This is a genomic window from Bradyrhizobium sp. BEA-2-5 (assembly GCF_032918025.1).
Classification (GTDB): domain Bacteria; phylum Pseudomonadota; class Alphaproteobacteria; order Rhizobiales; family Xanthobacteraceae; genus Bradyrhizobium; species Bradyrhizobium pachyrhizi.
In genome coordinates, this window is sequence record NZ_CP136629.1 from 6,259,942 (window position 1) to 6,285,919 (window position 25,978).

Annotated in this window: 24 protein-coding genes and 2 pseudogenes; 15 read left to right on the forward strand and 11 right to left on the reverse strand. The window is 65.0% G+C overall.

Annotated elements, in window-relative coordinates; all coding sequences use genetic code 11:
- Positions 1-79: 79 nt before the first annotated feature.
- Positions 80-169 (reverse strand): K(+)-transporting ATPase subunit F, encoded by a 90-nt coding sequence (locus RX327_RS29545; RefSeq protein ID WP_016846764.1) that lies wholly within the window; start codon positions 167-169, stop codon positions 80-82.
- A 484-nt stretch (positions 170-653) separates the two neighbouring features.
- On the opposite strand from RX327_RS29545, the gene RX327_RS29550 reads away from it, so the two are divergent.
- From RX327_RS29550 to RX327_RS29575, 6 genes are all read left to right on the forward strand, one after another.
- Positions 654-1,118 (forward strand): hypothetical protein, encoded by a 465-nt coding sequence (locus RX327_RS29550; RefSeq protein ID WP_317247920.1) that lies wholly within the window; start codon positions 654-656, stop codon positions 1,116-1,118.
- Positions 1,119-1,131: 13 nt separating this feature from the next.
- Positions 1,132-1,407: a hypothetical protein gene (locus RX327_RS29555; protein ID WP_028332704.1), complete on the forward strand. Its 276-nt coding sequence runs from the start codon at positions 1,132-1,134 to the stop codon at positions 1,405-1,407.
- Positions 1,408-1,581: 174 nt separating this feature from the next.
- Entirely contained in the window at positions 1,582-1,836 is a 255-nt protein-coding gene (locus RX327_RS29560) for a hypothetical protein (protein ID WP_317247921.1), read from the forward strand.
- Positions 1,837-1,843: 7 nt separating this feature from the next.
- The gene (dapA, locus tag RX327_RS29565) at positions 1,844-2,773 is read left to right on the forward strand and encodes a 4-hydroxy-tetrahydrodipicolinate synthase (protein WP_317247922.1); all 930 of its coding nucleotides are present in this window, start codon (positions 1,844-1,846) and stop codon (positions 2,771-2,773) included.
- A gap of 99 nt (positions 2,774-2,872) precedes the next feature.
- On the forward strand, positions 2,873-4,297 hold the full coding sequence (locus RX327_RS29570) for an NfeD family protein (RefSeq protein ID WP_038377250.1): 1,425 nt from the start codon (positions 2,873-2,875) through the stop codon (positions 4,295-4,297).
- Positions 4,294-5,055 (forward strand): slipin family protein, encoded by a 762-nt coding sequence (locus RX327_RS29575; protein WP_028332707.1) that lies wholly within the window; start codon positions 4,294-4,296, stop codon positions 5,053-5,055. The genes RX327_RS29570 and RX327_RS29575 overlap by 4 nt, the downstream gene beginning before the upstream one ends.
- Before the next feature lie 296 nt (positions 5,056-5,351).
- Here the strand turns inward: RX327_RS29575 and RX327_RS29580 are convergent, their stop codons facing one another.
- Together RX327_RS29580 and RX327_RS29585 are read right to left on the reverse strand one after the other, a co-directional pair.
- Complete coding sequence (locus RX327_RS29580) at positions 5,352-5,516, reverse strand: hypothetical protein (protein WP_157345484.1); 165 nt, start codon at positions 5,514-5,516, stop codon at positions 5,352-5,354.
- Position 5,517: 1 nt separating this feature from the next.
- Complete coding sequence (locus RX327_RS29585) at positions 5,518-5,793, reverse strand: hypothetical protein (RefSeq protein WP_317247923.1); 276 nt, start codon at positions 5,791-5,793, stop codon at positions 5,518-5,520.
- Between the two features lie 261 nt (positions 5,794-6,054).
- Here RX327_RS29585 and corA point away from each other — a divergent pair, with 261 nt between their 5' ends.
- The 3 genes from corA (at position 6,055) to lon (ending at position 10,020) form a co-directional block, all read left to right on the forward strand.
- Entirely contained in the window at positions 6,055-7,071 is a 1,017-nt protein-coding gene (corA, locus tag RX327_RS29590) for a magnesium/cobalt transporter CorA (RefSeq protein ID WP_317247924.1), read from the forward strand.
- 151 nt (positions 7,072-7,222) lie between these two features.
- The gene (locus RX327_RS29595) at positions 7,223-7,630 is read left to right on the forward strand and encodes an Hsp20/alpha crystallin family protein (RefSeq protein WP_028332710.1); all 408 of its coding nucleotides are present in this window, start codon (positions 7,223-7,225) and stop codon (positions 7,628-7,630) included.
- A gap of 11 nt (positions 7,631-7,641) precedes the next feature.
- A complete protein-coding gene (lon, locus tag RX327_RS29600; RefSeq protein WP_317247925.1) occupies positions 7,642-10,020 on the forward strand; it encodes an endopeptidase La in 2,379 nt (792 codons plus the stop codon).
- Positions 10,021-10,101: 81 nt separating this feature from the next.
- Here the strand turns inward: lon and RX327_RS29605 are convergent, their stop codons facing one another.
- The 5 genes and pseudogenes from RX327_RS29605 to RX327_RS29625 all read right to left on the reverse strand — a co-directional run bounded on the left by RX327_RS29605 (position 10,102) and on the right by RX327_RS29625 (position 13,850).
- Positions 10,102-10,350: a hypothetical protein gene (locus tag RX327_RS29605; protein WP_028332712.1), complete on the reverse strand. Its 249-nt coding sequence runs from the start codon at positions 10,348-10,350 to the stop codon at positions 10,102-10,104.
- Positions 10,351-10,503: 153 nt separating this feature from the next.
- Positions 10,504-12,158, reverse strand: a pseudogene (locus RX327_RS29610) (OFA family MFS transporter).
- A gap of 324 nt (positions 12,159-12,482) precedes the next feature.
- Entirely contained in the window at positions 12,483-12,752 is a 270-nt protein-coding gene (locus RX327_RS29615; protein ID WP_028332714.1) for a sulfurtransferase TusA family protein, read from the reverse strand.
- A 54-nt stretch (positions 12,753-12,806) separates the two neighbouring features.
- Positions 12,807-13,334, reverse strand: coding sequence for a molybdopterin-guanine dinucleotide biosynthesis protein B (mobB, locus tag RX327_RS29620; RefSeq protein WP_317247926.1), 528 nt, complete (start codon positions 13,332-13,334; stop codon positions 12,807-12,809).
- Between the two features lie 177 nt (positions 13,335-13,511).
- On the reverse strand, positions 13,512-13,850 hold the full coding sequence (locus RX327_RS29625) for a hypothetical protein (protein WP_317247927.1): 339 nt from the start codon (positions 13,848-13,850) through the stop codon (positions 13,512-13,514).
- A gap of 436 nt (positions 13,851-14,286) precedes the next feature.
- Here RX327_RS29625 and RX327_RS29630 point away from each other — a divergent pair, with 436 nt between their 5' ends.
- The 4 genes and pseudogenes from RX327_RS29630 (at position 14,287) to RX327_RS29640 (ending at position 19,107) form a co-directional block, all read left to right on the forward strand.
- Positions 14,287-14,598 (forward strand): hypothetical protein, encoded by a 312-nt coding sequence (locus RX327_RS29630; protein ID WP_016847487.1) that lies wholly within the window; start codon positions 14,287-14,289, stop codon positions 14,596-14,598.
- A gap of 185 nt (positions 14,599-14,783) precedes the next feature.
- Entirely contained in the window at positions 14,784-17,345 is a 2,562-nt protein-coding gene (locus RX327_RS29635; protein WP_160321710.1) for a fused MFS/spermidine synthase, read from the forward strand.
- A gap of 744 nt (positions 17,346-18,089) precedes the next feature.
- Positions 18,090-18,179 (forward strand): annotated as a pseudogene (locus tag RX327_RS39325) (hypothetical protein); the annotation flags it as partial.
- An 82-nt stretch (positions 18,180-18,261) separates the two neighbouring features.
- Positions 18,262-19,107, forward strand: a complete 846-nt coding sequence (locus RX327_RS29640; RefSeq protein WP_317247928.1) for an IS30 family transposase — start codon at positions 18,262-18,264, stop codon at positions 19,105-19,107.
- Positions 19,108-19,123: 16 nt separating this feature from the next.
- On the opposite strand, the gene RX327_RS29645 is transcribed toward RX327_RS29640, so the two are convergent.
- Both RX327_RS29645 and RX327_RS29650 read right to left on the reverse strand, forming a co-directional pair.
- Entirely contained in the window at positions 19,124-21,166 is a 2,043-nt protein-coding gene (locus tag RX327_RS29645) for a molybdopterin biosynthesis protein (RefSeq protein WP_317247929.1), read from the reverse strand.
- A 9-nt stretch (positions 21,167-21,175) separates the two neighbouring features.
- Complete coding sequence (locus RX327_RS29650; RefSeq protein ID WP_317247930.1) at positions 21,176-22,297, reverse strand: molybdopterin-binding protein; 1,122 nt, start codon at positions 22,295-22,297, stop codon at positions 21,176-21,178.
- Between the two features lie 185 nt (positions 22,298-22,482).
- Between RX327_RS29650 and RX327_RS29655 the strand changes: the two genes are divergently transcribed.
- Positions 22,483-23,694, forward strand: a complete 1,212-nt coding sequence (locus RX327_RS29655; protein WP_410712093.1) for an ABC transporter substrate-binding protein — start codon at positions 22,483-22,485, stop codon at positions 23,692-23,694.
- An 83-nt stretch (positions 23,695-23,777) separates the two neighbouring features.
- Here the strand turns inward: RX327_RS29655 and RX327_RS29660 are convergent, their stop codons facing one another.
- Entirely contained in the window at positions 23,778-24,746 is a 969-nt protein-coding gene (locus RX327_RS29660; RefSeq protein WP_317247931.1) for a TAXI family TRAP transporter solute-binding subunit, read from the reverse strand.
- A 119-nt stretch (positions 24,747-24,865) separates the two neighbouring features.
- Here RX327_RS29660 and RX327_RS29665 point away from each other — a divergent pair, with 119 nt between their 5' ends.
- Positions 24,866-25,834: a tripartite tricarboxylate transporter substrate binding protein gene (locus tag RX327_RS29665; protein ID WP_317247932.1), complete on the forward strand. Its 969-nt coding sequence runs from the start codon at positions 24,866-24,868 to the stop codon at positions 25,832-25,834.
- Positions 25,835-25,978 lie beyond the last annotated feature (144 nt).

Genomic DNA, 25,978 nt, shown 5'->3' on the forward strand with positions numbered 1-25,978 from the left:
CGCGAACAAGCCGAGCAACAGCCCGGTTAGCACCGCGTCGGCTAACAGAATTGTGCAAAGCGTTGACATCGCGGGCCGCCTAGAAGCGTTCGGGCCGCAGCAATGCGTAAGTGAGGTAGAACAGCAGGCCGAGCGAGACGAGGCCGGCGAGCGAGTAATCGAAGATCATCGCCGCCTCCCCTATAGCCGTTCGCAGGCGTAGGCGTAGCCGATGCCGGCCGCAAAGAAGCCGACCGCAAGCGCCGCCATGAGAATGTCCATCATGAGAGACTCCTATGCGTCCGAGGAGGCGCGGTGGGCGACCGTATAAGCGCTCCGCGCCGGATGGCCGTGAGGTGCCATCCGGGGCATAGGTTTTCGAGAGGTGGCGAATAAGGACGTTATAGGAATCCTATAAAGGTGGCAGGCGCTCTCCGCAGTCGTCCCGGCGAAAGCCAGGACCCATAACCACAGGGCCGAGTTTTGCGATGGCTGGGGCCCCAACCTGATCTCACAAGCAGATTCGGTGGCAATGGGTCCTCCGCCAGGACGACAGCTTGGTCTTTATGGAATCCCTATATCTCCGTCCCCCGCCTCATCTCGTTTTCAAATGGCGGTCCGGCCATTTTTGGCTTGCGGCCAATACCCCGGGCCGCGCAAGACGAGATGACGCCATGTCAGTGCTTTCCCAAAACACCTCCATCGATCTCGGCGAACGGCTGCGCGACGCCTATGCGGTCACAGCCGAATTCATGGCCGACATCATCAGCCAGACCTGCCGGCGCTTTCCCTCGGTCGGACAGAGCGGCAAGACCCGCCGGGTCGAGCGGCTGATCCAGTCAGGCGCCTGGACCGACGCCGCGATCGCGCTGCTCGATCTGGAACTGCCGCAATGGCAGGTCCGCCGCATCGCCTATGACGAGGGCGAGTGGCATTGCGCGCTCTCGCGCGAGCGAGAGCTGCCGGACTGGCTGGACCAGTCGATCGAGACTCACCACACCGATCTTGCGCTTGCGATCCTCAGCGCCTTCGTCGAGGCGCAGCGGATCTCCGCACCCGATAGCCGAACCAGCGTGCCGACGGTGCGTCGCGACACGCGGGCGCTGTACGAGCCGCTGTTCGTCGACAATATCGGCTGATGGCGGCGCGGCCGTGGACACCAAACAACTGCCGCGGCAGCTGCAGTCGGTCCAGGTCATGGTCCGGTTCGGCTTCCGGCTTGCCATCATGATCGGCTTTGCCGTGTTCGCCGGCGCCGGCTTCGGCAAGGGCCTCGTCACGCTGTTGTGGATGTCGGCCGTGATCTGCGCCTTTGCCGGGATCGCCAAGCGCGAAATGCCGTTTGCCGCAAACCTCAACCACTGGGACGAGATGACCGCCTATGTCGCGCTGTGCGCGCTCGGCACCGGCATCGTCCAGCGCCTCTAGACCATCCCCACAAATCCTATGCCGCTCCTATGAAGTCGGTCGTCCTTCGCGCTCGATTTCATATCCGGCAAATCAGACATTGATCGCGTGACCGTGACTGAAGCGTGTTCGAACGAACCGGATACCGGTTCGCGTGAGGAAAACGCGTCAGAAACAACAAGAAGGACCACCACCGTGAAACTCGTCGAACCTCCCTCGTGCAGCTCGCCCTCGACCATCGTCTTCATCGGCCGCAATCGCCGGGGACAATGGGTCGCTCAGGAGCAGAACGGCCTCTATGGCGGCCTGTTCGTCAGCCGCGCCCAGGCGATCAAATATGCGCTGTTCGAGAACGGACAGCATCCCGAAACCATCGTCGAGCTGCCGCGCGAGATCGAGCTCGACATGCGCGGCGAGACCGCGAGCTTCCCCGCAAGCCGCGTGGCATGAGCCACCCATGACCTGGCAAACGGCTGCAAAAGCCGACCTGGCCGGATGGCTGTCGGGCTTCATCCCCGATCTTCCGACCCCCTTCAACCATCGGGGCGAGATCGACGCGGACGCGTTCGGCCGGCTGTGCGAGCGCCAGATCGCGGCGGGTGCCACCGCGCTGGTGGTCGGCGAGACCGCAGGTGAAAGCGCGACGCTGGAGCCTGCGGAACGCGCGCAGCTCGTCCGCATCACGGCCGACGTCGCGCGCAAGCGGGTCCGCATCATCGCCGGCGCCGGATCAAATGCGACCGGTCATGCCGTCACGCTGGCCCGGGCCGTGGAGGCGGCCGGCGCCGATGCCGTCATGTCGGTCGTGCCCGCCTACAACAAGCCGATGCCACAGGGCACGGCGGCGCATTTCCGCGCCGTCGCCGCGGCCACTACGCTGCCTGTCATCCTGCACGACATTCCGTCGCGCACGGTCAATGGCCTTGCCGACGAGACGCTGCTCGAGCTCGCCGCATCGCCGCGCTTCGTGGGTTTACGCGACGGCAGCGGTGACGTTGCCCGGCTGGCGCGCCTGCGCTCACGCCTGCCGGCGACATTCCGGATGCTGACCGGCGACGATGCCTCCTCGCTGGCCTGGCTCGCCACCGGTGGCGATGGCTGCATCTCGGTCGTGACGAACGTCGCGCCCGATCTATACGTGGCCGTTCACAGGCATTTCCGCGAGGGACGATTGTATCAGGCGCGGGAGTTGCACCAGCGCCTGGTGCCGCTTGCGACCTTGCTGGAGCGCGAGCATCCCGCCGCATTGAAGTTCGCGCTGGCGCTTCTGGGATTCATGCAGCCGGCGACGCGGCTGCCGATCGTGCAATTGAACGGGTCGGCAAAGGCCGAGGTCTCGCAGGCGATGGCTGAGCTTGCCGACGAGTACCTCGCAGCCGCGCATTGAGATTTGCCGACCCGACATATGCCATCGCAATGCACAATGCGATCAGCGCACGGTGCCCGTGACACGACGCCAACTTGAGGTTCCGAAACGGCGCCCCATATGCACGGCAAGGGAGTGCTTGCCGTGCACACCACCTTCAAGGCGGCCCTCGTTGTTGCGACCGTCCTGGTCGCGCTGATTATCTCCATCCGTCCCGGTCCGGCCGCGGACAACAGCCGTCTTGCTCTGACCATTTCAATCGACGGGGCCATCGGGCCGGCAGCAGCCAGCTACGTCAAGGACGGCCTGGCCAAGGCTGCCGAGCGTCGCGCCGAAATTGTCATCCTGCGTTTGAATACCCCAGGCGGTCTCAGCACCAGCATGCGTGAGATCATCGCCGACGTGCTGGCCTCGCCCGTTCCCGTGGTCGGCTACGTTGCGCCATCCGGCGCCCATGCCGCGAGCGCCGGGACCTATATCCTCTATGCGACCCATCTCGCGGCCATGGCGCCCGGCACCAATATCGGCGCCGCGACGCCGGTGCAGATTGGCGGCCCGATACCGGGGCTGCCGGGCGGCACCCCGGACAAGGGCGGCAAGGACCAGAAGGACGGCGGCCATCCGTCCGAAACCAAGGATGCCATGACCGCGAAGGCGACGAATGATGCCGTTGCCTTCATCCGCAGCCTCGCCGAATTGCGCGGTCGCAATGCCGACTGGGCCGAGAAGGCGGTGCGCGATGCCGCCACCCTCTCCGCCAACGCCGCGCTGCAAGCCAACGTCATCGATCTCACCGCGCGCGACCCGGCCGACCTGCTCAGGCAGGTCGATGGCCGGACGATCGAGCTCCCCGGCGGCAAGACGCAACGCCTGGCGACCAGGGACGCCGCGATCGAGGCCATCGATCCAACCTGGATCGCGCGCGCGCTTGCGGTCATCACCGACCCCAACATCGCATTCATTCTCCTGATGGTCGGCATCTATGGCCTGATCTTCGAGTTCATGTCGCCCGGTGCCGTGGCGCCGGGGGTTGTCGGGACGATCTGCCTGCTGCTCGGCCTCTACGCACTCAACATGCTGCCGATCAACTACGCCGGCTTCGCCCTGATGCTGGTCGGGATCGCGCTGCTCGCAATCGAGGCCTTCAACCCGACCGTCGTGATCGGCCTCGGAGGAATTGTCGCCTTCGTGCTTGGAGCAGCCATGCTGTTTCGGATCGAGGCGCCCGGATACCGGCTGTCATGGCCGGTCATCGGCATCGTCGCCGCGATGTTCACGGGGCTCATTCTCGTCGTGCTCGGCGCGCTGCGCCGCGCGCGCAAGGGCCCGGTGCGGATCGGTGCGCAAGCCATGCGCGGGCTATCGGCCGAGGTGCTCGACTGGTCGGAGACCACAGGTCACGTCTTCACCAACGGCGAACGCTGGCAAGCGCGCAGCACCGAGACATTCACCGCGGGAGACACGGTCGAGGTCGCCAACATCATCGATTTGACGCTGGTGGTACGGCGTGCGCCGGCCTCTCCCGGCGAAGGAGGTACAGCATGATGCTTGATTATTTCACCTATGCGGCGATCGCGCTGCTGATCATCGTATTCCTGACCCAGGCCGTGCGCGTGCTGCGCGAATACGAGCGCGGCGTCATTTTCACGCTCGGCCGCTTCACCGGGGTGAAGGGTCCGGGGCTCATCATCCTGATTCCGGTGGTGCAGCAGCTGGTGAAGGTCGATCTCAGGGTGGTGGTGCAGGTGGTGCCGCCACAGGACGTGATTTCCCGCGATAACGTCTCGGTCAAGGTCAACGCCGTGCTCTACTTCCGCATCGTCGATCCCGAGCGCGCCATCATCAAGGTCAGCGACTACATGGCTGCGACCAGCCAGCTTGCGCAGACCACGCTGCGCTCGGTGCTCGGCAAGCACGAGCTCGACGAGATGCTGGCGGAGCGCGACAAGTTGAACGCCGATATCCAGGAGACCCTCGACAGGCAAACCGACGTCTGGGGCATCAAGGTCACCGGGGTCGAGATCAAGGATATCGATCTCAATGAGACGATGGTGCGGGCGATCGCCAAGCAGGCCGAGGCCGAGCGGCTGCGACGCGCCAAGGTGATCAACGCGATGGGCGAGCAACAGGCCGCCGAGAAGCTGGTCGAGGCCGGCCGGATCCTCGCCCAGGAGCCGCAGGCGATGCAGCTGCGCTACTTCGCAGCGCTGCACGACATTGCCGGCGAGCGCTCCTCCACCGTGGTCTTCCCGCTGCCGATGAACCTGCTCGATCATCTGGCGCCGCGACGTGAAGCGACGTGAACTGGTCTGCTAAAGCGTGATGAGATTGGGCTGTGTAGCGACTACGACGGCACCGCGCTCCCTTTCCCCGCTCTTGCGGGGAGAGGGTTGGGGTGAGGGGCCGTCTCCGCTTACACGGTGATAGCTACGTTTGCGGGGGCTCCCCCTCACCCGGAACGCATCTGACGATGCGTCATAGCCGAAGCTTCGCTTCGGCGTTCTTGAGAACGGCGGCCGAAGGCCGCCTACGCCTCTCCCCGCACGCGGGGCGAGGTGAAGCGGAGTCCGTCGCCGATTCCGGGTAAAGTCATCTCGTTCTAACGCCCGCGATGCTTGGCCCGCCACGCAGGTCCCGGACCGCGCATGTAATGCGCCTCGGGCCGGTAGCCGCTGATCGGCTCCTCGCCGATCCAGGCGAGGAATGCGAGCAGCCCTTCTGCGGCGCGGCGCGGCAGGGCAGCGATGAACGAAACTGCGCGCATCTCAGTAGTCCCACTTCTCGCCGAGCACGACCGGCGCCCGCGGATATCTCTCGGCGTCACCGCCGAGCATGCCGACGTTGAGGTTGGTCCGCGCCCAATCCTCGTGGCCGCGATGCAGCAGCAGCTCATTGCGGAGCCGATGAATCTTGGCGGCGGCGATCGCGCGGTGAACAGTCCTGAAGACGAGGCCGATCCGCCTGACGGTCCGCCGCAGCATCAAGGACATGGCGCCGGCCGAACCGTGCGGCCGGGCATCGTGGTAATGGAGCAAGGTCATGTGCCACCTTCCCGTTTGGCGGCGCGCGCGAGCGCACCGCATCACGGCAAAAGATGCGGGGAAGGCCGTAGGAATTCGAGAGGGCACGCCGCGGTGCGGCATAGGAGCCGCATAAGGACGGGTAGCCCCGCGATGGGATCGCCTGTGCCGTCCGGCGCCAGCCGGAACCCAACGCCTCTGCGTGTTGACCAGCGCGCATTCAGTGCTAGCCTTTTGGCGACAAGTAGCGTCAAGCGGGTTCGATAACCGAGGGCTGAGACCATGAACCTCGTATCGCCAAATGTCGCAACCTCCGGGCCTGTTTCCTCCGACGGCGTGATCGCGGCAAGCGTCTACGTCGAGGGACGACGCATCGCCAATATCGCAATCGATGAGGCCGCGAGCTGGCGCAACAAGCCAAATCACGTTGTGTGGATCGGCCTGCACGAACCCGACATGACGCTATTGAGCAGCCTGCAGCGGCAATTCCAGCTGCACGACCTCGCGATCGAAGACGCCGATCACGCGCATCAGCGGCCGAAGATCGAACAATATGGCGATGCGCTGTTCATCGTGGCACGCACCGCGCAGCTCGACGGCGAGAGCATCGCGTTCGGCGAAACGCATTTGTTCGTCGGCGAGGGATACATCGTCTCGGTGCGCCACGGCGCCTCGACGTCCTACACACCGGTGCGCGAACGCTGCGAGAGCTGCCCGCGGGCGCTCGCCCGCGGCGAGGACTACATCCTCTACGCCATCCTCGATTTCATCGTCGACAATTACTCGCCGGCTCTCGAGACGATCCAGGAAGAGGTCGAGACAATGGAAGCGGAGGTGCTTGCGAGCGCGATGACGCGGGCACAGATCGAGCGGCTTTATCTGCTGCGACGCGACCTGCTGCGGCTGCGCAATGCGGTCGGGCCGCTCGTGGAGGTCTGCCGCAGACTCGAACGCGACAACCTCCCCATGGTGCGCGAGACGATGCGCCCGCTGTTCCGCGACGTCACCGACCATGTGCGCACGATCCAGGAGCGAATTGACTCGCTGCGCGAGGTGCTCGCCTTTGCATTTGAAGCCAGCCTGCTGGTCGGCCAGGCCCAGGAGACGGCGGTGTCCAAGAAGCTCGCCTCGTGGCTCGCGATCATCGCGATCCCGACCGCGCTCGCCGGCATCTACGGCATGAACTTCAAGCACATGCCGGAGCTGGAATGGGAGTACAGCTATTTCGTCGTAATGGGCCTGATGCTGGTCGCATGCGGCGCGCTGTTCTGGCGGTTCAGGCGTTCCGGCTGGCTGTAGGCAGCGATCAGAACATCGAGCTGCATCGCAGCCATGCCGCAATTCGCGAGATTTCGGACAATTTTACCCTCGATCAACCGCGCGAGGGGCCGGTTTACGGTCGGCGGCAAGACCGGTAACCTCGCCTCCCAATGCGACGTGGAGAGTGCCCATGCGGCCCAAGGATCAGATCAACTGGATGCTGTCGGATGCGATCGAGGCGCTCGCCCGCGCCGAACGGTTGCACCAGAGCTTCCTCAATTTGCACCCGCGCGCGGGAAGCACCGAGCCGAGCTGGGAACCGCCGACCGACGTGATCGAGACCGAGGATGAAATCCTGATCCTGGTCGCGTTGCCGGGGGTCGATCCCGACGAGGTCGAGGCCGCGCTCGACGGCGGCACGCTGGTGATCTCCGGCCGCCGCACCCTGCCCCCTGAACTCCGCAACGCCCGCATCCTGCGCCTCGAACTGCCGCAGGGCCGGTTCGAGCGCCGCATCGCGCTGCCGACAGGCCGCTACACCATCAGCCGCTTTGCCGCGCATGGTTGCGTCGGCCTGCGGCTCGGAAAGTCGAGCTAAAGGATTTCGACATGGCTGCCTCAGACATTTCAAGCCCAGCATCGACTTCGACGCCGATTCCGAGCGACGCGCTGATCATCGTCCCGGTGCGCAACACCGTGCTGTTTCCGGATGTCATCATTCCGATCACGATCGCCCGCGCGACCTCGATTGCCGCGGCCCAGCAGGCGGTGCGCGAGCAGCGGCCGATCGGCATCCTGCTGCAGCGCGATCCCGAGACCAACGATCCCGGCCCCGACGGGCTGTACCGCGTCGGCACAACTGCCAACATCGTGCGCTACATCACCGGTGCGGACGACACCCACCATCTGGTCTGCCAGGGCGTGCAGCGCATGCGCGTGCTCGACTATCTGCCGGGCACGCCGTTCCTCGCGGCCCGCGTGCTGCAAATCCCGGAGCCGACCACCACCTCGCCCGAGATCGAGGCGCGCTTCCTCAATCTGCAGCGCCAGGCGCTGGAGGCCGCGCAATTGCTGCCGCAAGTGCCGCAGGAGCTGATCGCCGCACTGCAGGGCACCACCTCGCCGGCAACCCTTGCCGACCTTGCGACGTCCTACATGGACATCAAGCCGTCGGAGAAGCAGGACATCCTGGAAACCATCGATCTCGTGGCGCGGATGGACAAGGTGTCGCGTCACCTGGCCGAGCGGCTGGAGGTGCTGCGCATCAGCAAGGAGATCGGCCAGCAGACCAAGGCCTCCTTCGACGAGCGGCAGCGCGAGGCGATCCTGCGCGAGCAGATGGCGACCATCCAGCGCCAGCTCGGCGAAGGCGACGGCAAGGCGGCCGAGGTCACCGAGCTGACGGCGGCGATCGCCAAGGCCAACATGCCCCCGGAGGCGGAGGCGCACGCCAAGAAGGAGCTGCGCCGCTACGAGCGCATGCCGGAAGCCGCCGGCGAAGCCGGCATGGTCCGCACCTATCTCGACTGGCTGATCGAGCTGCCCTGGGCGCTGCCCGAGGAGAAGCCGATCGACATCAAGGAGGCGCGCCGCATCCTGGACGCGGATCATTTCGGCCTGGAGAAGATCAAGAGCCGGATCATCGAATATCTGGCGGTGCGCAAGCTCGCCCCGCAGGGCAAGGCTCCGATCCTGTGCTTCGTCGGCCCGCCCGGCGTCGGCAAGACTTCGCTCGGCCAGTCCATCGCCCGGGCGATGAATCGTCCCTTCGTGCGCGTCAGCCTGGGCGGCGTGCATGACGAGGCCGAGATTCGCGGCCACCGGCGCACCTATATCGGCGCGCTGCCCGGCAACATCATCCAGGCCATCAAGAAGGCAGGCAGCCGGAACTGCGTCATGATGCTGGACGAGATCGACAAGATGGGCCGTGGCGTGCAGGGCGACCCTTCCGCCGCCATGCTGGAGGTGCTCGACCCCGAGCAGAACGGGACGTTCCGGGACAATTACCTGGGCGTGCCCTTCGACCTGTCGCGCGTGGTGTTCATCGCGACCGCCAACATGCTGGACCAGATCCCGGGTCCGCTGCTGGACCGCATGGAGCTGATCAGCCTCGCCGGCTACACCGAGGACGAGAAGCTCGAGATCGCGCAGCGCTATCTGGTGCGGCGGCAGCTCGAGGCCAATGGCCTCTCGACCGAGCAGGCCGAGATCGAGCCGGAGGCGCTGCGGCTGATCATCCGCAGCTATACCCGCGAGGCCGGCGTGCGCAACCTCGAGCGCGAGATCGGCAAGGTGCTGCGCAACGTCGCGGTACAGATCGCCGAGGGCAGCACCAGCCACGTCACCATCGCGCCGAAGGACATCGCCACCGTGCTCGGCCAGCCGCGCTTCGAAGGCGAGATCGCCCAGCGCACCAGCATTCCGGGCGTGGCCACCGGCCTTGCCTGGACGCCGGTCGGCGGCGACATCCTGTTCATCGAGGCGTCGCGGGTGCCCGGCAAGGGCGGCATGATCCTGACCGGTCAGCTCGGCGACGTCATGCGCGAGAGCGTGCAGGCTGCGATGACGCTGGTGAAGAGCCGTGCCTCGCAGCTCGGCATCGATCCGCAAGCGTTCGAGAAGAGCGACATCCACGTTCACGTCCCCGCGGGCGCAACCCCGAAGGACGGGCCGAGCGCCGGCGTCGCGATGTTCACGGCGCTGACGTCCCTGCTCACCAACCGCACCGTGCGCAGCGACACCGCGATGACCGGCGAGATCTCGCTGCGCGGCCTGGTGCTGCCGGTCGGCGGCATCAAGGAGAAGGTGGTGGCTGCGGCCGCCGCCGGATTGAAGCGGGTGATGCTGCCGGCCCGCAACAAGCGGGACTACGACGACATCCCCGCCGGCGCCCGCGCCAAGCTGGAGTTCATCTGGCTCGAACGGGTCGACGAAGCGATCGCAGCCGCGCTGGAGGCCGCCAAGACGACGCCCGCCGCCGCGGAGTGATCGCGTCTCGAACGCAACAAGAGGGCATGACAGCGATCGCCGTCACGCCCTCTTGCGTTGCAGATAGCGGAGCGGTGCCGCTCAGCTCTTGCCCATGCATTCTTCGATGTAGAACCAGCGGTCGTCGCCGGTCAGGCCCTTCGACTTCACCTCGGCGCGGCAGACCTTCAGCTTTGGCTTGTTGGCCTTCCACTTCGCCTTCATGTCCTTCAGCTTCTGCATGGTGAGCTTGACCTTCGACGGCTTGGCCTCGGTGGTCTGGGCTGACGCGGTGTGCAGCGAGCCGGCGAGAAGCAGGGCGGCCACAAGACAGCTTGCGGTACGAAACATGACTGAAAAGTTCCTTGATTATCTGTTGAATTGAACGGCGTAGAGCTTCTTGTTTGACGCGTCTTCTTCGCGCGAACCGGCATCCACTTCGCTCGAAAACGCTTCAGGCCGCGCGCGGGATGCCAGATGTCCCGCGCGCGGCCTGAACTGCGATCAGAGGATTTTGACCGCGCTGAGCAGCGTCATGTAGACACCCCAGGCGAGCGGAATGCCGACGAAGGCCCAGAACAGCGCCGCCTTGGCGTCGAGCCCGCCGAAGCCGATGCCGTAGGAGCCGTGCGGTCCTGCAGCGGCGGCGCTGGCGCTCGCGGCCTGGAGCTTGGCGACGTCGGCATCGCGCATGTGCCACTTCGAATCGACGGGCTTGATCAGGTAGTTGCAGATCAGGCCCGCGACCAGCATGGCGCAGAGGATGTACATGGTGGTGTTGTAGAGCTGGTCGCGAGGAACGCCGGCGGCGAGCTGGAACTCGCGAATGTAGTTCACCACGACCGGGCCGATGATGCCCGCGGTCGACCATGCCGTCAGCAACCGGCCGTGGATGGCACCGACGAACTGGGTGCCGAACATGTCGGCGAGATAGGCCGGCACGGTGGCGAAGCCGCCGCCATACATCGACAGGATGATGCCGAAGCCGAGCACGAAGAGCAGCTTCGAGCCCATCGCCGCGAAGGTCGGCGCCAGCGCGTAAAGCACGATGCCGAGGATGAAGAAGGTGTAGTAGGTGTTCTTGCGTCCGATCTTGTCCGACAGCGAGGCCCAGAAGAACCGGCCCCCGATGTTGAACAGCGACAGCAGGCCAGCGAAGCCCGCGGCGATCGCCGCGATCTGCGCCTTCTGTCCGGCATCGAGCTGGTTGAAGCCGACGTCGGGCAGGCCGATCAATTTGCCGGCGAAGATCTCCTGAAGCATCGGCGAGGCCATGCCGATCACGCCGATACCGGCTGAGACGTTGAGGCACAGCACCCACCAGATCAGCCAGAACTGCGGTGTCTTGTGCGCGTTGTCAAGTGGACGTTGTTCTTGGAGATCATCGCATTGGCCTTGACCGGCGCCGTCCAGCCCTCGGGCTGCCAGCCGGTCGGCGGAATGCGATAGCGGAACGCGCCGATCATCATGAACACGAAGTAGATGACGCCCATCGCAACGAACGTCTCCCAGACGCCGACCGAGGACGGGCCCTTGAAGTAGTTCATCAGGAGATTTGCCAGCGGCGCGCCGATCATGGCACCGCCGCCAAAGCCCATGATGGCCATGCCGGTCGCCATGCCGCGGCGATCCGGGAACCATTTCACCAGCGTCGACACCGGCGAGATGTAGCCGAGGCCAAGACCGACGCCGCCGATCACACCCGAGCCCAGCCACATCAGCCAGAGCTGGTGGGTGTAGATGCCGATCGCGCCGAGAAACAGGCCGCCGCACCAGCACAGAGCCGCGACGAAGCCGGCCTTGCGCGGACCGACGCGCTCGAGCCAGCCGCCCCAGATCGCGGCGGAGACGCCGAGCAGCACGAAGAACAGCGTGTACATCCAGCCCAGGCTTGCGACCTTCCAGTCGCAGCTCGTGGTGAACAGCTCCTGCCACAGCGACATGTCCGGACAGGCCTTCGGCGCCGCGATGCCGATCGCGCGCGACAGCGGCAGCCAGAACACCGAGAAGCCGTAGGCCATGCCGATGCAGAGATGGATGCACAGCGCCGCCGGCGGCACCAGCCAGCGATTGAAGCCGGCCGTCGCGATCGTATGTTCCTTGTCGAGGAAACCTGCACCTGACGCGGATACGCGTCCGGCGCTGCTCACTGTGGTCATTGACACCTCCCCTGCAGCCGCCATTACGACAGGCGCATCTGCGTCTTCGATCCCGTCTCAGCCCCTTGCGGCCAGCGTCAGCCGGCAGCTCCGCACATTTCCTCAATGCGTCGGGACCAACCACGCACATTCCGGAAATGCTAACCCCCAATACGACCGGATATGCCGGCCGTGCAGCCCGTGATCTGGACACAGGCCCAGTTGTTGTCCGTCGATGCGCCCACACTCGAGCACAACTCCATCACCACAACCCGGCGGACATTATCAATTCGCGCAGAATGGAAAATAGGTGTCGATAGGCAAAAGGTAGATATCAAGCTGCATCTAGCTGGTACGCGGCAACGCAGCATTCGAATTGCCTATCGCTCCATTGATCTTCTCGATCAAGAAAACGATCCGGGCGTCGCTTCGTTCGGTGATCTCGACCTTGTCGCCGGTCTCCTGGATGAGAGCCGGGATATCGATCACCGAAAGCGGATCGGTGCAATGCACCTCGAGGAAATCTCCCGCCGTCACGCTCCTGAGGGCCTTGCGCGTCTTCAGCGCCGGCAGCGGGCATTTCAGGCCGGTGAGATCGAGCTTCGTCGTCGTCATGGTTCGACCATGGCGAAGCCGTCCTGCGTCGTCAACGCCGCCTCCTCATCCGCTTCAGCCTTCGGCCGGAGCCGACCCGAGCACGTCGTCGACGGGGATCGCGGCGCGCAGCATCAATTCGGCAACGTCCTCGATGTCGTCGAGATGCGCGACCGGCAGCGTGGTTGCAACGGCGACGTCGCTGGCAATCCCGACCACGCGCGGGTCGTCGGGAAACAGCAGCGGCTTGCCGTTGCCGGCGCGGTGCACCTCGATCTTGTTGACCGGCTCGCGCTTGAAGCCTTCGACCACCACCAGGTCGACCTGCGCCATCTTGGCGAGCAGCTCCGGCAGCCTCGGCTCATCGGCGCCGCGCAGCTCGTGCATCAGCGCCCAGCGCCGCGTCGAGGACACCAGCACCTCAATCGCACCGGACTGCCGGTGCACCCAGGAGTCCTTGCCGGGCACGTCGACATCGAATTCATGGTGGGCGTGCTTGATCACGGAGACACGCAGGCCGCGGCCCAGCAGGCAGGGGATCACCCGCGACAGCAGGGTGGTCTTGCCGGCACCGCTCCAGCCCGCGAGGCCAATCACTTTCATACGCGTCTCCGAAGACATGCCAATCGTTAGGGTATCCACGCCTGCGGTTCCGCCCGACATGGATGGCCGGGACCAGCCGTGACGACGGAAAGCCGCGACTTGCGCCCAACGCTGCTTATATCAGCCTTGAAGCAATGTCATGCCAGGCTTGCCGGCGGATGAGGATCGACTGGCTCGCTAGAGGACCGCCCTCGGAAACTCCTGCAGCAGCTGTGCCCAAAGCACCGCGAACGCGATCAGGCCGCAGACCGCAAGCGCCGCGGTGAATCTCGGCAAGCGGCCGATCGCGATCAGCAGCCAGGCCGGCACGAAGAACAGCATGAAGATCATACCCAGCGGAAACACCGCGAGCCATTGAAAGCCGGTGCCGTCCCCGGGCGGGACATGAGCGATGAAGTAGAAGGTGTAGAGCCAGAACAGCGTGCCGGCCGCTGCGACGAGTGCAGCAATCTTGCGGAAACTGACGGTGTCGAGTGCCATGATCGATTGGTCGCCGCAATCGGCGAACCAGTTCACGGGCCGCCGCGCAAGTTGCGCTCGGCTCGCTATCCGCAGGGTCAGTCGGTTCGTTGACCGACCGCCCGCCCCGGCTTGGCCAGCCTTGCCGATCGGCTCTCTCTCGGGGGCTGGTCACGCATCCGTAGCCTCTTCCGCGGCCGCTGCGTATCGACTGCCAGCACTTCTTCCAGCGTTGTATTCCTAAAACGAAGCCTTCTTAACATCGCTCCGCTCCTCGAGCGGGTGGGAGCCCCATCGGTCGTTCAACCACCGACATCCACAACAGGGCCCATGTCGGTGATGGGAGATAACCAGCGACGGGACGGTTTGCTCCTATGCATGTTGCAGCCCCCGCTCACGTCACGCGCAATCCCGCTATCCAGCGGATTTACCTCGAAATTTCCAATACGCAGGGCGATCGGAACACGATAATGTGCACCATGGAGGACTGTGTATGCCTCGCTCGCCTTCGATTGTGCCGCATTCAATCGATCACGACACCTATCTGGTGCTGAACGATTTTGGCCGACTGGGCCGTGCCTGGAGCGAAACCGACGAAGAAGGCACTGACCGGAAAACGCTGATCCGGCGTCTCCTGGATGACCAGTACAGCCGCCCGGTCCGCATCGTGGCCTTCAATACCAACGAAGGATGGTCGCGCGACGTCACGACCGACATTGCCGACGAGCTTCGGCGCCGTTTCGTCGAATACGAAGAGGTCCCGCGCTCCGTGCTGGAGTTCGTGGAGACGGCCATGCGGCACTGAGCTGGATCGGCAACGCAGAAGGCCCTCTCACAGCGCGATCGTTCGGCCCGGCAAGAATCCGCCAAACGGCAATTTTTCTAGCAATCTCAACGCGATCCGGCTGCCTCGCAGCGCCGCTCCGCCATAAGGCAATAATTAAGAGCATTTGCCTTACCTGTTCTCCCGTTCAACGGGAGACCGGTCCAGTGCACAATCGTGGTGGCGTTCGAGATGCCGTAAGCCTGAAAAGCCGGGTTCTGGTCACGGCGATCTTTTTGGCATCGGGCGCGGCATCGCTGATCCTGCAGGTCCTCTGGTTCAAGCAACTGCAATTCGTGCTGGGAAGCGCGACCGTCTCCGTCAGCGTCACGGTGGCAAGCTTCTTTTTCGGCCTCTCGCTGGGCAGCGCCCTGGGAGGCCGGATCGCCGACGTCGTCAGCCACCCCCTGAAAATCTACGGGTTGCTCGAACTCGCCCTCGCCCTCGTTTCTCTCGCGGTCACCGCGTTCCTGTCGCATTGGCCGACATGGGTGGGCTGGCTGTCACCGATGCTGGACCTGGAGTCTTCCTTCCGGCTGCCTCTCATGGTCGCCGTGTCGCTCGCCATCCTGTCGCTGCCAACGATGTTGATGGGCGCGACCCTGCCCTTCCTGGTGAAATTCCTGACCCGCACACAAACCGATCTCGCCAATCGCATCGGTCTGCTCTACGGGTTCAACACCCTGGGCGCCGCCATCGGCACCCTGGCGGTCGGCTTTGTGCTGATGGGCCTTTGGGGCATCGCGGGATCGAGCCTGGTTGCGGCAGCGTTGTATGTCTGCGTCGGCGTCGTTGCCCTGTTAGTTGCGCGCGGCGCAAGCCCGCTCTTGCCGGTCGCGGCACAGGCACCGGTGCAAACCGCCACGACCGCGAGTGACAGGACGTCGATCCTGATCTGGATTTTCGCGTGCTCCGGTTTTGTATCGATCGCCTATGAGGTCGTCTGGTTCCGATTCCTGACCAATGTCAGCACCTCGAGTGTCTACGCCTTCTCGGGCATGCTCGGCGTTTACTTGCTGGGGCTCGTGATCGGCGCCCTGATCTGCGCCAGGCTGCTCGCCCCCCGCAAGGATCAATTGCTGCGATACTTCGCCGTGACGCAGCTGCTGATCGCGGTTGCGGCCACGCTGACCGTCGGAATACTCGGCAAGGCTCGGACCATGGGAGTAGCGCTGTCTCCCGTCGTATCGGGCCTGCTTCCAGTCCCGGTGCAGGAGCTGTTGGGAGGTGACGTTTCATTCTTCCTGGTCTGCGCTGTTGCCCTGTTGCTGCCGACCACGCTGATCGGCATCAGCTTTCCGCTGGCCAGCGAATTGACCGTGATGCAGATGAGCGCGCTCGGCCGCAGGATCGGCACGCTCTACGCCCTGAACACGATTGGCGGCGTCGTGGGCTCGCTGGCGGCGGGGTTTCTGCTGATCCCGTATCTGGGTAGCCAGGGCGCGCTCACCGCGCTGATTGCCGTGAACGTCCTGCTGTTCGTCGCGACGACCATGTCGCAGCCGGATCTTCTGAGAGAACGGAGCCTGTGGCGGCAAGGGACGATCGCCGCGAGCGTCATCGCCGTAGCGCTGCTGCTCTTCACCCCGCACTATCTGGAGCGGGTCCTGACCGCGATCGAAGGCGCCAATGTGCTCGAGTTGCGGGAAACCCGGCAAGCGACGTTTGCGGTGGTCGAGTATCGCGAGAAGGCGGCGGGCACCTATCAGCAGTTGGTGGTGAATTCGAAGAGCTATGCCAACAACCGTCCCGAGGGCAGACGCTACATGGCCGCGATGGGGCACTATCCCATTCTGCTGCACCAGGGCCCGGTTGAAGCGGCTGTCGTCATTTGCATCGGGACCGGAACCACGGTGGGAGCGGTGAGCACCCACGAGGAATTGCAATCGATCGACGCGGTCGATCTGGCATCGACCGTGTTCGAATTTGCGCCCCACTTCGTGCCGATCAACAAGCAGTTCTATCAAAATCCCAAAGTCCATCAGATCGTCGCGGACGGGCGCCACTTCCTGCTGGGGACCAAGGAGACATTTGACGTCATCACGCTCGAGCCGCCACCGCCCCATGATGCCGGCGTCATCAACCTCTACACGGAGGAATTCTATGCGCTGGCAAAGCAGAAGATGCGTCCCGGCGGCGTTCTCGCGCAATGGGTGCCGCTGGATTTCAACCGCGGCATTCTTCCGAAGATGATACTCAAGGCCATGATGGGCCAGTTCAAGCATGTCTCGCTGTGGCTGCCGTCCAGAATGGAAGGCGTGGCGATCGCCTCCGATGAACCGTTGAACATCGATCCGCGCGAGCTCGCCATGCGCATGTCGAAGCCCGCGGTGGCTGAAGACCTGACGGCAAACGGCCTCGGCTCGCCCGAGGAATTCCTGGCGACGTTCATCGCCGCCGATGAAAAACTCGCGGCCTTTGTCGGGGACGTGCCGAGCCTCACGGATGATCGGCCACGTCTCGAATATTACAACTGGTATCCGCTGGGTTCGGTCAGCGTGGACGAACTGAAGCGCCTCCGCGAGCCGGTGGAAAACTATCTTGCCGACCGTTCCATCGACGAGGCCCGTCTCGACACCGCGCGCACGGTGGCCAATGCGATCCTGGACGAGCACAAGGCCACGGCCGACGGCGACAAGTCCGCCGCCCGGGCAGCGCTTCGCCTGGCCGTCAAACTGGACCCGGACAATTCCTATGTCGACTTCCTGGACCGCAAGCTAAGCGAGTGATGAAGTCCCCCGTCATTCCGGTGGCGTCGCCCCGGAATGACGTCGATGGTTAGTTTGGTGCGGCAAGACAGCCCGACGGGCAACTCAGCAAAACCTGTCAATCCCGCGATAAGAAAATATTCCGCTTGGCATTCGACCCAACTCAGATGTTCAATATGTACGTCTCACCCGATCGAGGGGCGCTGCGCATCGTCACGGGTGTTGCGGTGAGATGCGGTGGACGCCGATTGCGCAACTGACGAGTGCGCATGAAGCGGACGGTGAAGTCGTGTGGTCCTGACGCCCTAGCGGCAGGTGTCTTTTCGCGCGATGCGCAAGCGTCGTTGCGAAGGCGGTGACAAACAAGCCCAGTCTCGCCGGGGAGAGCACGAAGTAAGCCGTAAACCATCGCGCAGGGAAAGCCGGGTTGCTCCGGTTACACCTGTGGTCCTACCCCCGTGCTTTCTACCTCTTGCACGGGGCCCATGGGTGCGATCGGCACCCGGCTTTCCCTGCGCCCTCTGTTCGAAGAGGGCGGAATGAGATGCAAAACTCGGGCAGATCATGTCGCGAGAATGCGGATGCATGACTCACAAGCAGCGCAACACACTCAGCGTCGTCCTGGCGAAAGCCAGGACCCATTATCCCAACTGTCGGTTGTCGCGCGACGCCGGGGGCCGTTTTCCCGTTCACAAGCAAATTCGGTGGTTATGGGTCCCCTGAGTTCGCAAACGAAGTGCAACACTTCCTTGAGGAGGTGTTGCCATGGGGCGGACTTACAAGCAGCTCTCTCTGGACGACCGATGCGAGATTGCCTGCCTATCGGCCAATGGCAGCTCGGTCCGGCAAATCGCGGCAGCTCTGGATCGCTCGCCATCAACGGTCTCTCGGGAACTGAGGCGCAATCGGGGGAGCCAGGTCGGCTACAAGCCAAACTATGCCCAGCACCAGATGCGAGCGCGGCGCTGGACGGGCGGACGCCTCGAACGGGAGCCCGGCCTGCGCCGCGCGGTGTTGGAACGCCTTCGCCGGGGCTGGTCGCCCGAGCAGGTCGCCGGCCGGCTGGCCCGCGAAGTCCGGGCGCAAGGTGATCTCGCACGAGACCATCTACCGCTTCATCTATGCCCAACTCAGGCGCACCACGGATTTCAACTGGCGGCGCTATCTGCCGCGCGCCAAGAGCAAGCGCGGCCGCCGCGGCAAGAGGGGCGGCAGCCCCGCAAGCTTCATCGAAGGCCGTGTTTCCTTGGCAAATCGGCCGATCGAAGTGGCCGACCGCAGCGTGCCCGGACACTGGGAGGCCGACCTGATGATGTTCTCGAAATACGGTCAGGCCGTGCTGACCGTGCACGAGCGCACCTCGCGTCTGCTGCTCGGCATCCGCCTTGCCAGCAAGGTCGCGCGCGGTGTCGCCCGCCATCTCGTGGGCTTCTTCGCGACCCTGCCACAGGAGCTGCGCCAGACCGTGACCTTCGACAACGGCACCGAGTTCGCCGGTCACCTGGCGCTGCACCGCCTCTCGATCGAGACCTTCTTCTGCGATCCCCACGCCCCCTGGCAGAAGGGCGGCATCGAGAACGCTATCGGCAGGATGCGCCGCTTTATTCCCCGCAAGACCGATCTCGTAACCCTCTCGACCGCCAGATTCCGCCAGTTCATCGCCGCCTACAACAACACCCCGCGCAAATGCCTTGACTACCGCACGCCTGCCGAGGCCTTTGCTCAAGTGTTGCACTTCGAATGTGAATCTACCTCCTGGCTTTCGCCAGGACGACAGCGGTGAATGTCGCAAATCTCGGCTACGCCGGCCTGAATCCCGCCTTCGTCAACGCAGCCCGCCCCTCATTCGATGCCAGTGCGTCGAGAAAGGCCCGCACGGCCGGCCGGTCTTTGCGCGCCGTCACCAGTGCGAAGTCGTAATGTTCTTCCGCCAGCGGAATGAAACCGAGGCCGACTGCATGGGCGACCGGCGCGATGGTCATGCCCCAGTCGGCGCGGTGCTGGGCGACGGCCGCCGCAACCGCGTTGTGCGAACGCGGCTGGTTCCAATAGCCCTCTGGCCGCACGCCGCCGAGCAGCCGGTCGATCAGGATGCGTGTGCCGGCGCCCTGGTTGCGGTTGACCATGATGCAGGCGGGATCGGCGAGCGCGGCGCGCACCGCCTGCTCTGCGCTCAATCCGGCGAAGCGCGTGTCGCCCTTGCGGAACACAATGCCCTGCATCCGCCGCCAGCCTTGGACGAGCTCGAGTCCCTCGACGAGATAAGGTGTGTTGTAGGTCTCGCTTTTTTCGTCGAACAGGTGGATCGGCGCGAGGTCACATTCGCCGCGCCTGGCCGCCGCAAGCCCGCCGAGGCTGCCGACCGCGATTGAGCGCACCGTCAGGCCGGCATGCGCGAGCGGTGCGGTGACGAGATCGAGGCCGGTGCAATGGCTGCCGACGATGACGAGATCGGGCACGCGCACATGCGGCGTGAACAGCGTCACGTCGGCTTCAGTCCCGGCCGGCATCTGGTCCGCCAGCGCATCGATGCGCAAGAAACCGTCCGCCTGCGCAAATGACGTGATCGCGCCGGACCCCTTGCCGGAGGGATAGGCGATCAGGCCATCCCTGCCCCGGACCAGCGAGACCATGATGAATTCGGTGCGGCCGAGCTCGGAGGCTATGCGCACCGGCACGGTCGCGTTCACCTTCGCATCGGAGCGCGGCGGCAGGCCGGCCATCTTGCGCAGCACCGGCACGATCATGTCGTGGAAGGTGAACATCGCCGAGGTCGGAAAGCCCGGCAGGATCACCACCGGCTTGCCGTCGCACACCGCAAGGCACAGCGGCTTGCCGGGCTTGAGCGCAACACCATGCGCGACGATGCCGGGTGCTCCGAGCCGGCCGATGATGCGATGGGAGAGATCGCCCGCGCCTTTCGACGTACCGCCCGACAGCACCAGCATGTCGGAGTCCGCGAGCGCCTTGCGCATCACGGCCTCGAGCATCGCCTCATTGTCGGCGATCGCGCCGAGGAACGACGCGTCGCCGCCGTTCTCGGCAATCGCCGCGGTGACGATCGCACCATTGGTGTCGTAGATCGCGGCCGGCCGCAGCTTCTCGCCCGGCTGCACCAGTTCGTCGCCGGTCGAGAGGATTGCGACCCGCGGACGGCGCACCACCCGAACCTCGGCAATGCCGCAAGCCGCCAGCATGCCGATCTCACGCGAGCCGATGAGGGTGCCGGCGCGCAGCAGCGCCTCGCCGCGCGCGATGTCGGATCCGGCGTACGAGACGAACTGGCCGGGCGACGCCGCACGCCGGACCTCGATGGTGCCGTGGCCGGCGGGCTGGGTGTGCTCGACCATCACGATCGCATCAGCGCCGCGCGGCACCGGACCGCCGGTCGCAATCGCGGTCGCGGTGCCCGGAAGAGCCGGCAGGGTGGGCGCGGTGCCGCAATGAATGGTCTCGCCATTCAGCGCGAGGCGCACGGGCGCGCCCTCGCCGGCCGCCGCAAGATCCGCGGCGCGCACGGCAAAGCCGTCGACATTGGACCTGTCGAACGGCGGCACGTCGATCGGCGCCACCACGTCCTCCGCCAGCGCACGGCCGAGCGCATCGGCGAGCAGCCATCTCTCGGACGGCAATTGGCGCGGGAACAGCGCCGCCTCGAAACGTGCGAGCGCCTCCTCGCGCGACAGGATGGTCAGGAACTGGTCCTGCTCGAAGCGGGAGGTGTCATTCCGGGATGGTGCGCCAGCACCAGACCCGGAATCTCGAGATTCCGTGTTCGCGCTATCGCGCGCCCCGGAATGACGTTGCTGCTTACCCTCGTTCGATGCGGGCATCTTGCTCATCTCGGGAACTCACTCCCGCAACATATAGGCATCGACCACCGTGCCCGCAGCGAAGCCCTCGGCGGCGCCGGGCACGATCAGCAGGGCTTCGGCGCGCGCGATGGCATCGAGCGACAGGTCGCCGGTCGCAAGCGCCGCCCAGGAATCCTGTTGAGTACCTTGCTCGCGTGTCAGCAGCGCGACCTCGGCAACGCCGACGCCGGAAGCGATCTTGCGTTCCAGCGGCAGCGCCAGCGTTTTGCGAGCGCGCCGGCCCGACAGGCGGTCGAGCACCGGAAGCGCAATCGCCCACCAGGCTGCGAAAGCCTGATCCGGCGCGCCGGGCAAGGCCACGACGGGCGTTGTATGAATCCGGCCGACCGCCGTGGTGCGCCCGGGCTGCAGGGCAATGCCGTGCGCGATCAGCGTGCCGCGCGACGCCAGCGCATTCACCGCAGCATCGGTGTGACCAACGCCGGTGCCGCCGATCGTGATGATCAGATCGCAGCCGTCGGTATCGAGTGCGTTTGCAATCGTCGCCGCATCGGGCGCCGCCTCGATGCCGACGACCTCAGCGCCCGCGAGGCGCGCGGTATCAGCGATCAGTTGTGCGGTCAGCTCACCATTGGCGATGTTGACGATGCAAAGCCGCGGCCGTCGCGCGCGCAACATCTGCAGTCCGGCCGCGCGCGCGAGCAGCAGGCCGCGCGGCAGCAGCGGCTCCCCTGCTGCGATCACGGTGCGCCCGACGGCGATGTCGCTGCCGGCACGCCTGACGCCCTGCCCCGGGATTGCTTCGGCGAGCACCTGCGGAAGCGGACCGGAGGTATCGACGGCATCGGCATCGACGACGCAGTCGGTGCCATCAGGCATCGCGGCGCCTGCCGCCACCCAGACCGGAGGTTCGGCCAGCGGCAACGGCGCATAGGAAGACGCGCCGACCAGGTCATTGGCGCGCATCGCCCACCCGTCGCTGACCGCGATATCGTGCGGCGGGTAGGCGCGCAAGGCCGGCATCTCGGCTGCAATGCAGCGCAAGGCGTCGGCCGGCGGCAACGCGATCGGCTGGACCGGCCCGACGTCGCGCAGCACGGCGGCCAGTGCCGCATCGAGCGGGGTGAGCGAAGGCGGAAGGCGCTGGGCGGTGACCATGGCCCGCTATGGACTGAATCGGCCCCGAAGGAAACTGCCTCTCGCCCGACCGGGGCTGCGTCATTAGACCGATGGCGCGTTGACGCGGTCCCCAATATAGTTGCAAAAGAAACCAATATGACCGGGTCCCTGAAGGCCCGGCACAACCAATAATGGCCAATGCGCCAATTCAGGAGGGAGACAGAATGAAGGCCACCAGACTAGCCATGTTCGGGACGCTCGCAGCCGCGCTGCTGGCCTCCCCGACCGTATCGGCGCAGGTCTCCGACGACGTCGTCAAGATCGGCGTGCTCACCGACATGAACGGCCCCGCCTCCGCGCCGACCGGCCAGGGCTCGGTGACCGCGGCGCAGATGGCGATCGACGATTTCGGCGGCACCGTGCTCGGCAAGCCGATCAGCGTCGTGATCGGCGACCACCAACTCAAGGCCGATATCGGCGCCTCGCTCGCGCGGCGCTGGTACGACGTCGAGCAGGTCGATCTGATCGTCGACGTTCCGGTCTCCGCGGTCGGGCTCGCGGTGCAGAACATCGCCAACGAGAAGAAGCGGCTGTTCATCACCCACTCCACCGGCACCGCGGATTTCCACGGCAAGTTCTGCTCGCCTTACGCGATCCAATGGGTGTTCGACACTCGCGCGCTCGCGGTTGGAACCGCGGATGCGGTGGTCAAGCGCGGCGGCGACAGCTGGTTCTTCATCACCGACGACTACGCCTTCGGCCACTCGCTGGAGCGCGACGCCTCCGCGATCGTGACCAAGAATGGCGGCAAGGTGCTGGGCTCGGTGCGGCCGCCGCTGGCAACGCCCGACCTCTCCTCCTTCGTGCTCCAGGCCCAGGCCTCCAAGGCCAAGATCATCGGCATTGCCGCCGGTCCCCCCAACAACATGAACGAGATCAAGACCGGCGCCGAGTTCGGCGTGTTCAAGGGCGGCCAGCAGATGGCGGCGCTGCTCGCGTTGATCACCGACATCCACGGCCTCGGCCTGCAGGCCGCGCAAGGCCTGCTCCTGACCACGTCGTTCTACTGGGACATGGACGACAAGACCCGCGCATGGTCGAAGCGCTACTTCGCCAAAATGAACAAGATGCCGTCGATGTGGCAGGCCGGCGTCTATTCCAGCGTGATGCACTATCTCAACGCCATCAAGGAGACCGGCACCGACGATCCGCTCAAGGTCGCGGCGAAGATGCGGGAAAAGCCGATCGAGGATTTCTTCGCCCGCAACGGCCGCCTGCGCGAGGACAATCTGATGGTGCACGACCTCTGGCTGGTGCAGGTGAAGACGCCGGAGGAGAGCAAATATCCGTGGGACTATTACAAGATCCTCACCACGATCTCCGGCGACAAGGCGTTCGGCCCGCCGGACCCCGCCTGCGCGATGGCGAAGAAATAGGATAGACGAATGGCGGATAGAGAGTAGCGATGGCGATAGATCAGAATTTCCATTCGCCATTCGCTACTGGCTATTCGCCCTCATCATTTCGCCACCCCGATCTCGCGGAAATATCTGAGCACGCCGGGGTGGATCAGGTTGATATCAGGCGCGGCAGCGAGCGTGTTCGCCGCCGTGGTCTCGCACGCCTGGGCGAGCTTGTTGCAGAAGGTCGCCTCGATACCGTGCAGCGTCTTCGCCAGCCGGTAGGCGACATCGTCGGGCAAGGTCTCGCGCACCAGGATGTAGCTCCAGGAGCCGACCGAGGCGATTGCCGCGGCCTGCTTTGGATAGCTGCCGGCGGGGATCGTCAGCGGCTTGAGGAAAGCATGCTTGGCGCGGATGCGGGCGATCTCGTCCGTGGTCGGCGCGATGAAGCGCGCGCCGGTGGCACTCTCGGCCATCTTGGTAAAGCCGGGCCAGCCGATGCCGGCGCCCCACAGCGCGGCAACGCGGCCGTCCTCGACCATCGCCGGGCCATCGCCGGCGCGGTCGAGATAGACGGCCTTGAAGTCACCGTCCTGCTTCAGGCCGAGCCCATCCAGCACGTAGCGCGCCAGGATCGGCAGGCCCGAGCCTTTTGCGCCGAACGCGACGGGCTGGCCGACGAGATCGCGGATCGTCCTGTAGGGACTGTCCGCGCGCACCACGAACATGCCGGGGTTGGAATAGATCGCCGTGAGGATCTTCAGCTTCGTGGCCTTCGGCCGGCCGATGCCCATGAAGGCTTCATAGGACGGCTCGCCTGCCACGGTCGCGATATCGACGTTGCCGGCCTCGAGCAGCGGGATGTTCTCATTGGAGCCCTTGGTGTTGCGCGGCTCGATCGACAGCGTCGGATCGGCCGCGTTCATCACCTCGGCAAAGGCGTTGCCGTACAGCGGAAAGCCGCCGCCCGGCGTCGCCGTGGCGAAACTGATCGTGGTTTTGGAAATGGTCTTGCTCCCCTCTTGCGCCGCCGCCCCGCCCGCGAGCAGCAGCGCGCCGGCGCATATCATAACAGCGAATTTCATCCCGAGCCTCAAGCATTCCACACCAGCCTGACTATCGTCGCACGGGCGACGTCGTAGGCAAAGCCAGCGTTTTGTGAAACCATGCCGGCAACAGTCACAAGAAAATGACGGGAGAGACGATGATCCGGTTCGCGCGTGTCGCTTTGCTTGGTTTGATTTGCTGCCTCGCCTCGATTGCCCCCTCATCCGCATCCGACTATCCGAACCGCCCGGTGCGGTGGGTGATCGGGTTTGCCGCCGGCGGCCCGGTCGACATCGTGGCGCGGATCATGGCGCAGTGGCTGTCGGAGCGGCTCGGCCAGCAGGTCATCGTCGAGAACCGCACCGGCTCCGGCGGCAACATCGCCGCCGCCGCCGCGATCAATTCGCCGCCGGACGGCTACACGCTGCTGTTCGTCGCGCCCAACAACGCGATCTCGACCTCGCTCTACAAGAAGCTGCCGTTCGACTTCCTGCGCGACACCGTGCCTGTCGCGAGCATCATGCAGCTCACCAACATGCTGGTCGTCTCCAACGCGTTCCCGCCGAAGACGGTCAAGGAGTTCATCGACTATTGCAAGGCCAATCCCGGCAAGATCTCCTATGCCTCCTCCGGCAACGGCACCTCGGTGCACATGTCGGCCGAGCTGTTCAAGGTGATGACGAAGTGCGACATGGTGCACGTGCCCTATCGCGGCTCGGCCATCGCCTTTCCCGACATCATCTCCAACAAGGTGCAGCTGATCTTCGACAATCTGCCCTCGGCCATGGAGCAGGTGAAGGGCGGCACCGTCCGCGCGCTCGGCGTGACCTCGCCGCAGCGCTGGCCGAGCGTGCCCGACGTGCCCGCGATCGCCGAGACCGTGCCGGGCTTCGAATCGGTCGGCTTCTACGGCATCTCCGCGCCGAAGGGCACGCCGCCCGAGGTGATCGAGACCCTCAACAAGGCCGTCGGCGAAGCGCTGAAGGACCCGAAGCTGGTGGCAAAGCTCGCCGAGACCGGCGGCATCCCCAAGCCGATGACGCCGGCTGAGTTCGGCAAGCTGGTCGCAAGCGAGACCGAGAAATGGCGCAAGGTGGTCGAGTTCGCCGGGGTCTCGGTGGATTGAGGCGCCGGTCGCCGGGGAAACGGAGGGCCGGGCAAGATGGCTGCCTGCCACTGTTCCAGCGATGCCAGCCGCGAGACGTGGCCGGCCCGACGGCGATGGCACAGGGTGCGGGCGGCATTGCCGAAACCGCAGTCAGCCTGTAAA

Coding starts and splice junctions, on each gene's coding strand:
- RX327_RS29545 (WP_016846764.1), bottom strand. CDS start 169: ATGATCTTCGATTACTCGCTCGCCGGCCTCGTCTCGCTCGGCCTGCTG.
- RX327_RS29550 (WP_317247920.1), top strand. CDS start 654: ATGTCAGTGCTTTCCCAAAACACCTCCATCGATCTCGGCGAACGGCTG.
- dapA (WP_317247922.1), top strand. CDS start 1,844: ATGACCTGGCAAACGGCTGCAAAAGCCGACCTGGCCGGATGGCTGTCG.
- RX327_RS29570 (WP_038377250.1), top strand. CDS start 2,873: ATGCACGGCAAGGGAGTGCTTGCCGTGCACACCACCTTCAAGGCGGCC.
- RX327_RS29575 (WP_028332707.1), top strand. CDS start 4,294: ATGATGCTTGATTATTTCACCTATGCGGCGATCGCGCTGCTGATCATC.
- RX327_RS29580 (WP_157345484.1), bottom strand. CDS start 5,516: ATGCGCGCAGTTTCGTTCATCGCTGCCCTGCCGCGCCGCGCCGCAGAA.
- RX327_RS29585 (WP_317247923.1), bottom strand. CDS start 5,793: ATGACCTTGCTCCATTACCACGATGCCCGGCCGCACGGTTCGGCCGGC.
- corA (WP_317247924.1), top strand. CDS start 6,055: ATGAACCTCGTATCGCCAAATGTCGCAACCTCCGGGCCTGTTTCCTCC.
- RX327_RS29595 (WP_028332710.1), top strand. CDS start 7,223: ATGCGGCCCAAGGATCAGATCAACTGGATGCTGTCGGATGCGATCGAG.
- lon (WP_317247925.1), top strand. CDS start 7,642: ATGGCTGCCTCAGACATTTCAAGCCCAGCATCGACTTCGACGCCGATT.
- RX327_RS29605 (WP_028332712.1), bottom strand. CDS start 10,350: ATGTTTCGTACCGCAAGCTGTCTTGTGGCCGCCCTGCTTCTCGCCGGC.
- RX327_RS29615 (WP_028332714.1), bottom strand. CDS start 12,752: ATGACGACGACGAAGCTCGATCTCACCGGCCTGAAATGCCCGCTGCCG.
- mobB (WP_317247926.1), bottom strand. CDS start 13,334: ATGAAAGTGATTGGCCTCGCGGGCTGGAGCGGTGCCGGCAAGACCACC.
- RX327_RS29630 (WP_016847487.1), top strand. CDS start 14,287: ATGCCTCGCTCGCCTTCGATTGTGCCGCATTCAATCGATCACGACACC.
- RX327_RS29640 (WP_317247928.1), top strand. CDS start 18,262: ATGCCCAGCACCAGATGCGAGCGCGGCGCTGGACGGGCGGACGCCTCG.
- RX327_RS29645 (WP_317247929.1), bottom strand. CDS start 21,166: ATGAGCAAGATGCCCGCATCGAACGAGGGTAAGCAGCAACGTCATTCC.
- RX327_RS29650 (WP_317247930.1), bottom strand. CDS start 22,297: ATGGTCACCGCCCAGCGCCTTCCGCCTTCGCTCACCCCGCTCGATGCG.
- RX327_RS29655 (WP_410712093.1), top strand. CDS start 22,483: ATGAAGGCCACCAGACTAGCCATGTTCGGGACGCTCGCAGCCGCGCTG.
- RX327_RS29660 (WP_317247931.1), bottom strand. CDS start 24,746: ATGAAATTCGCTGTTATGATATGCGCCGGCGCGCTGCTGCTCGCGGGC.
- RX327_RS29665 (WP_317247932.1), top strand. CDS start 24,866: ATGATCCGGTTCGCGCGTGTCGCTTTGCTTGGTTTGATTTGCTGCCTC.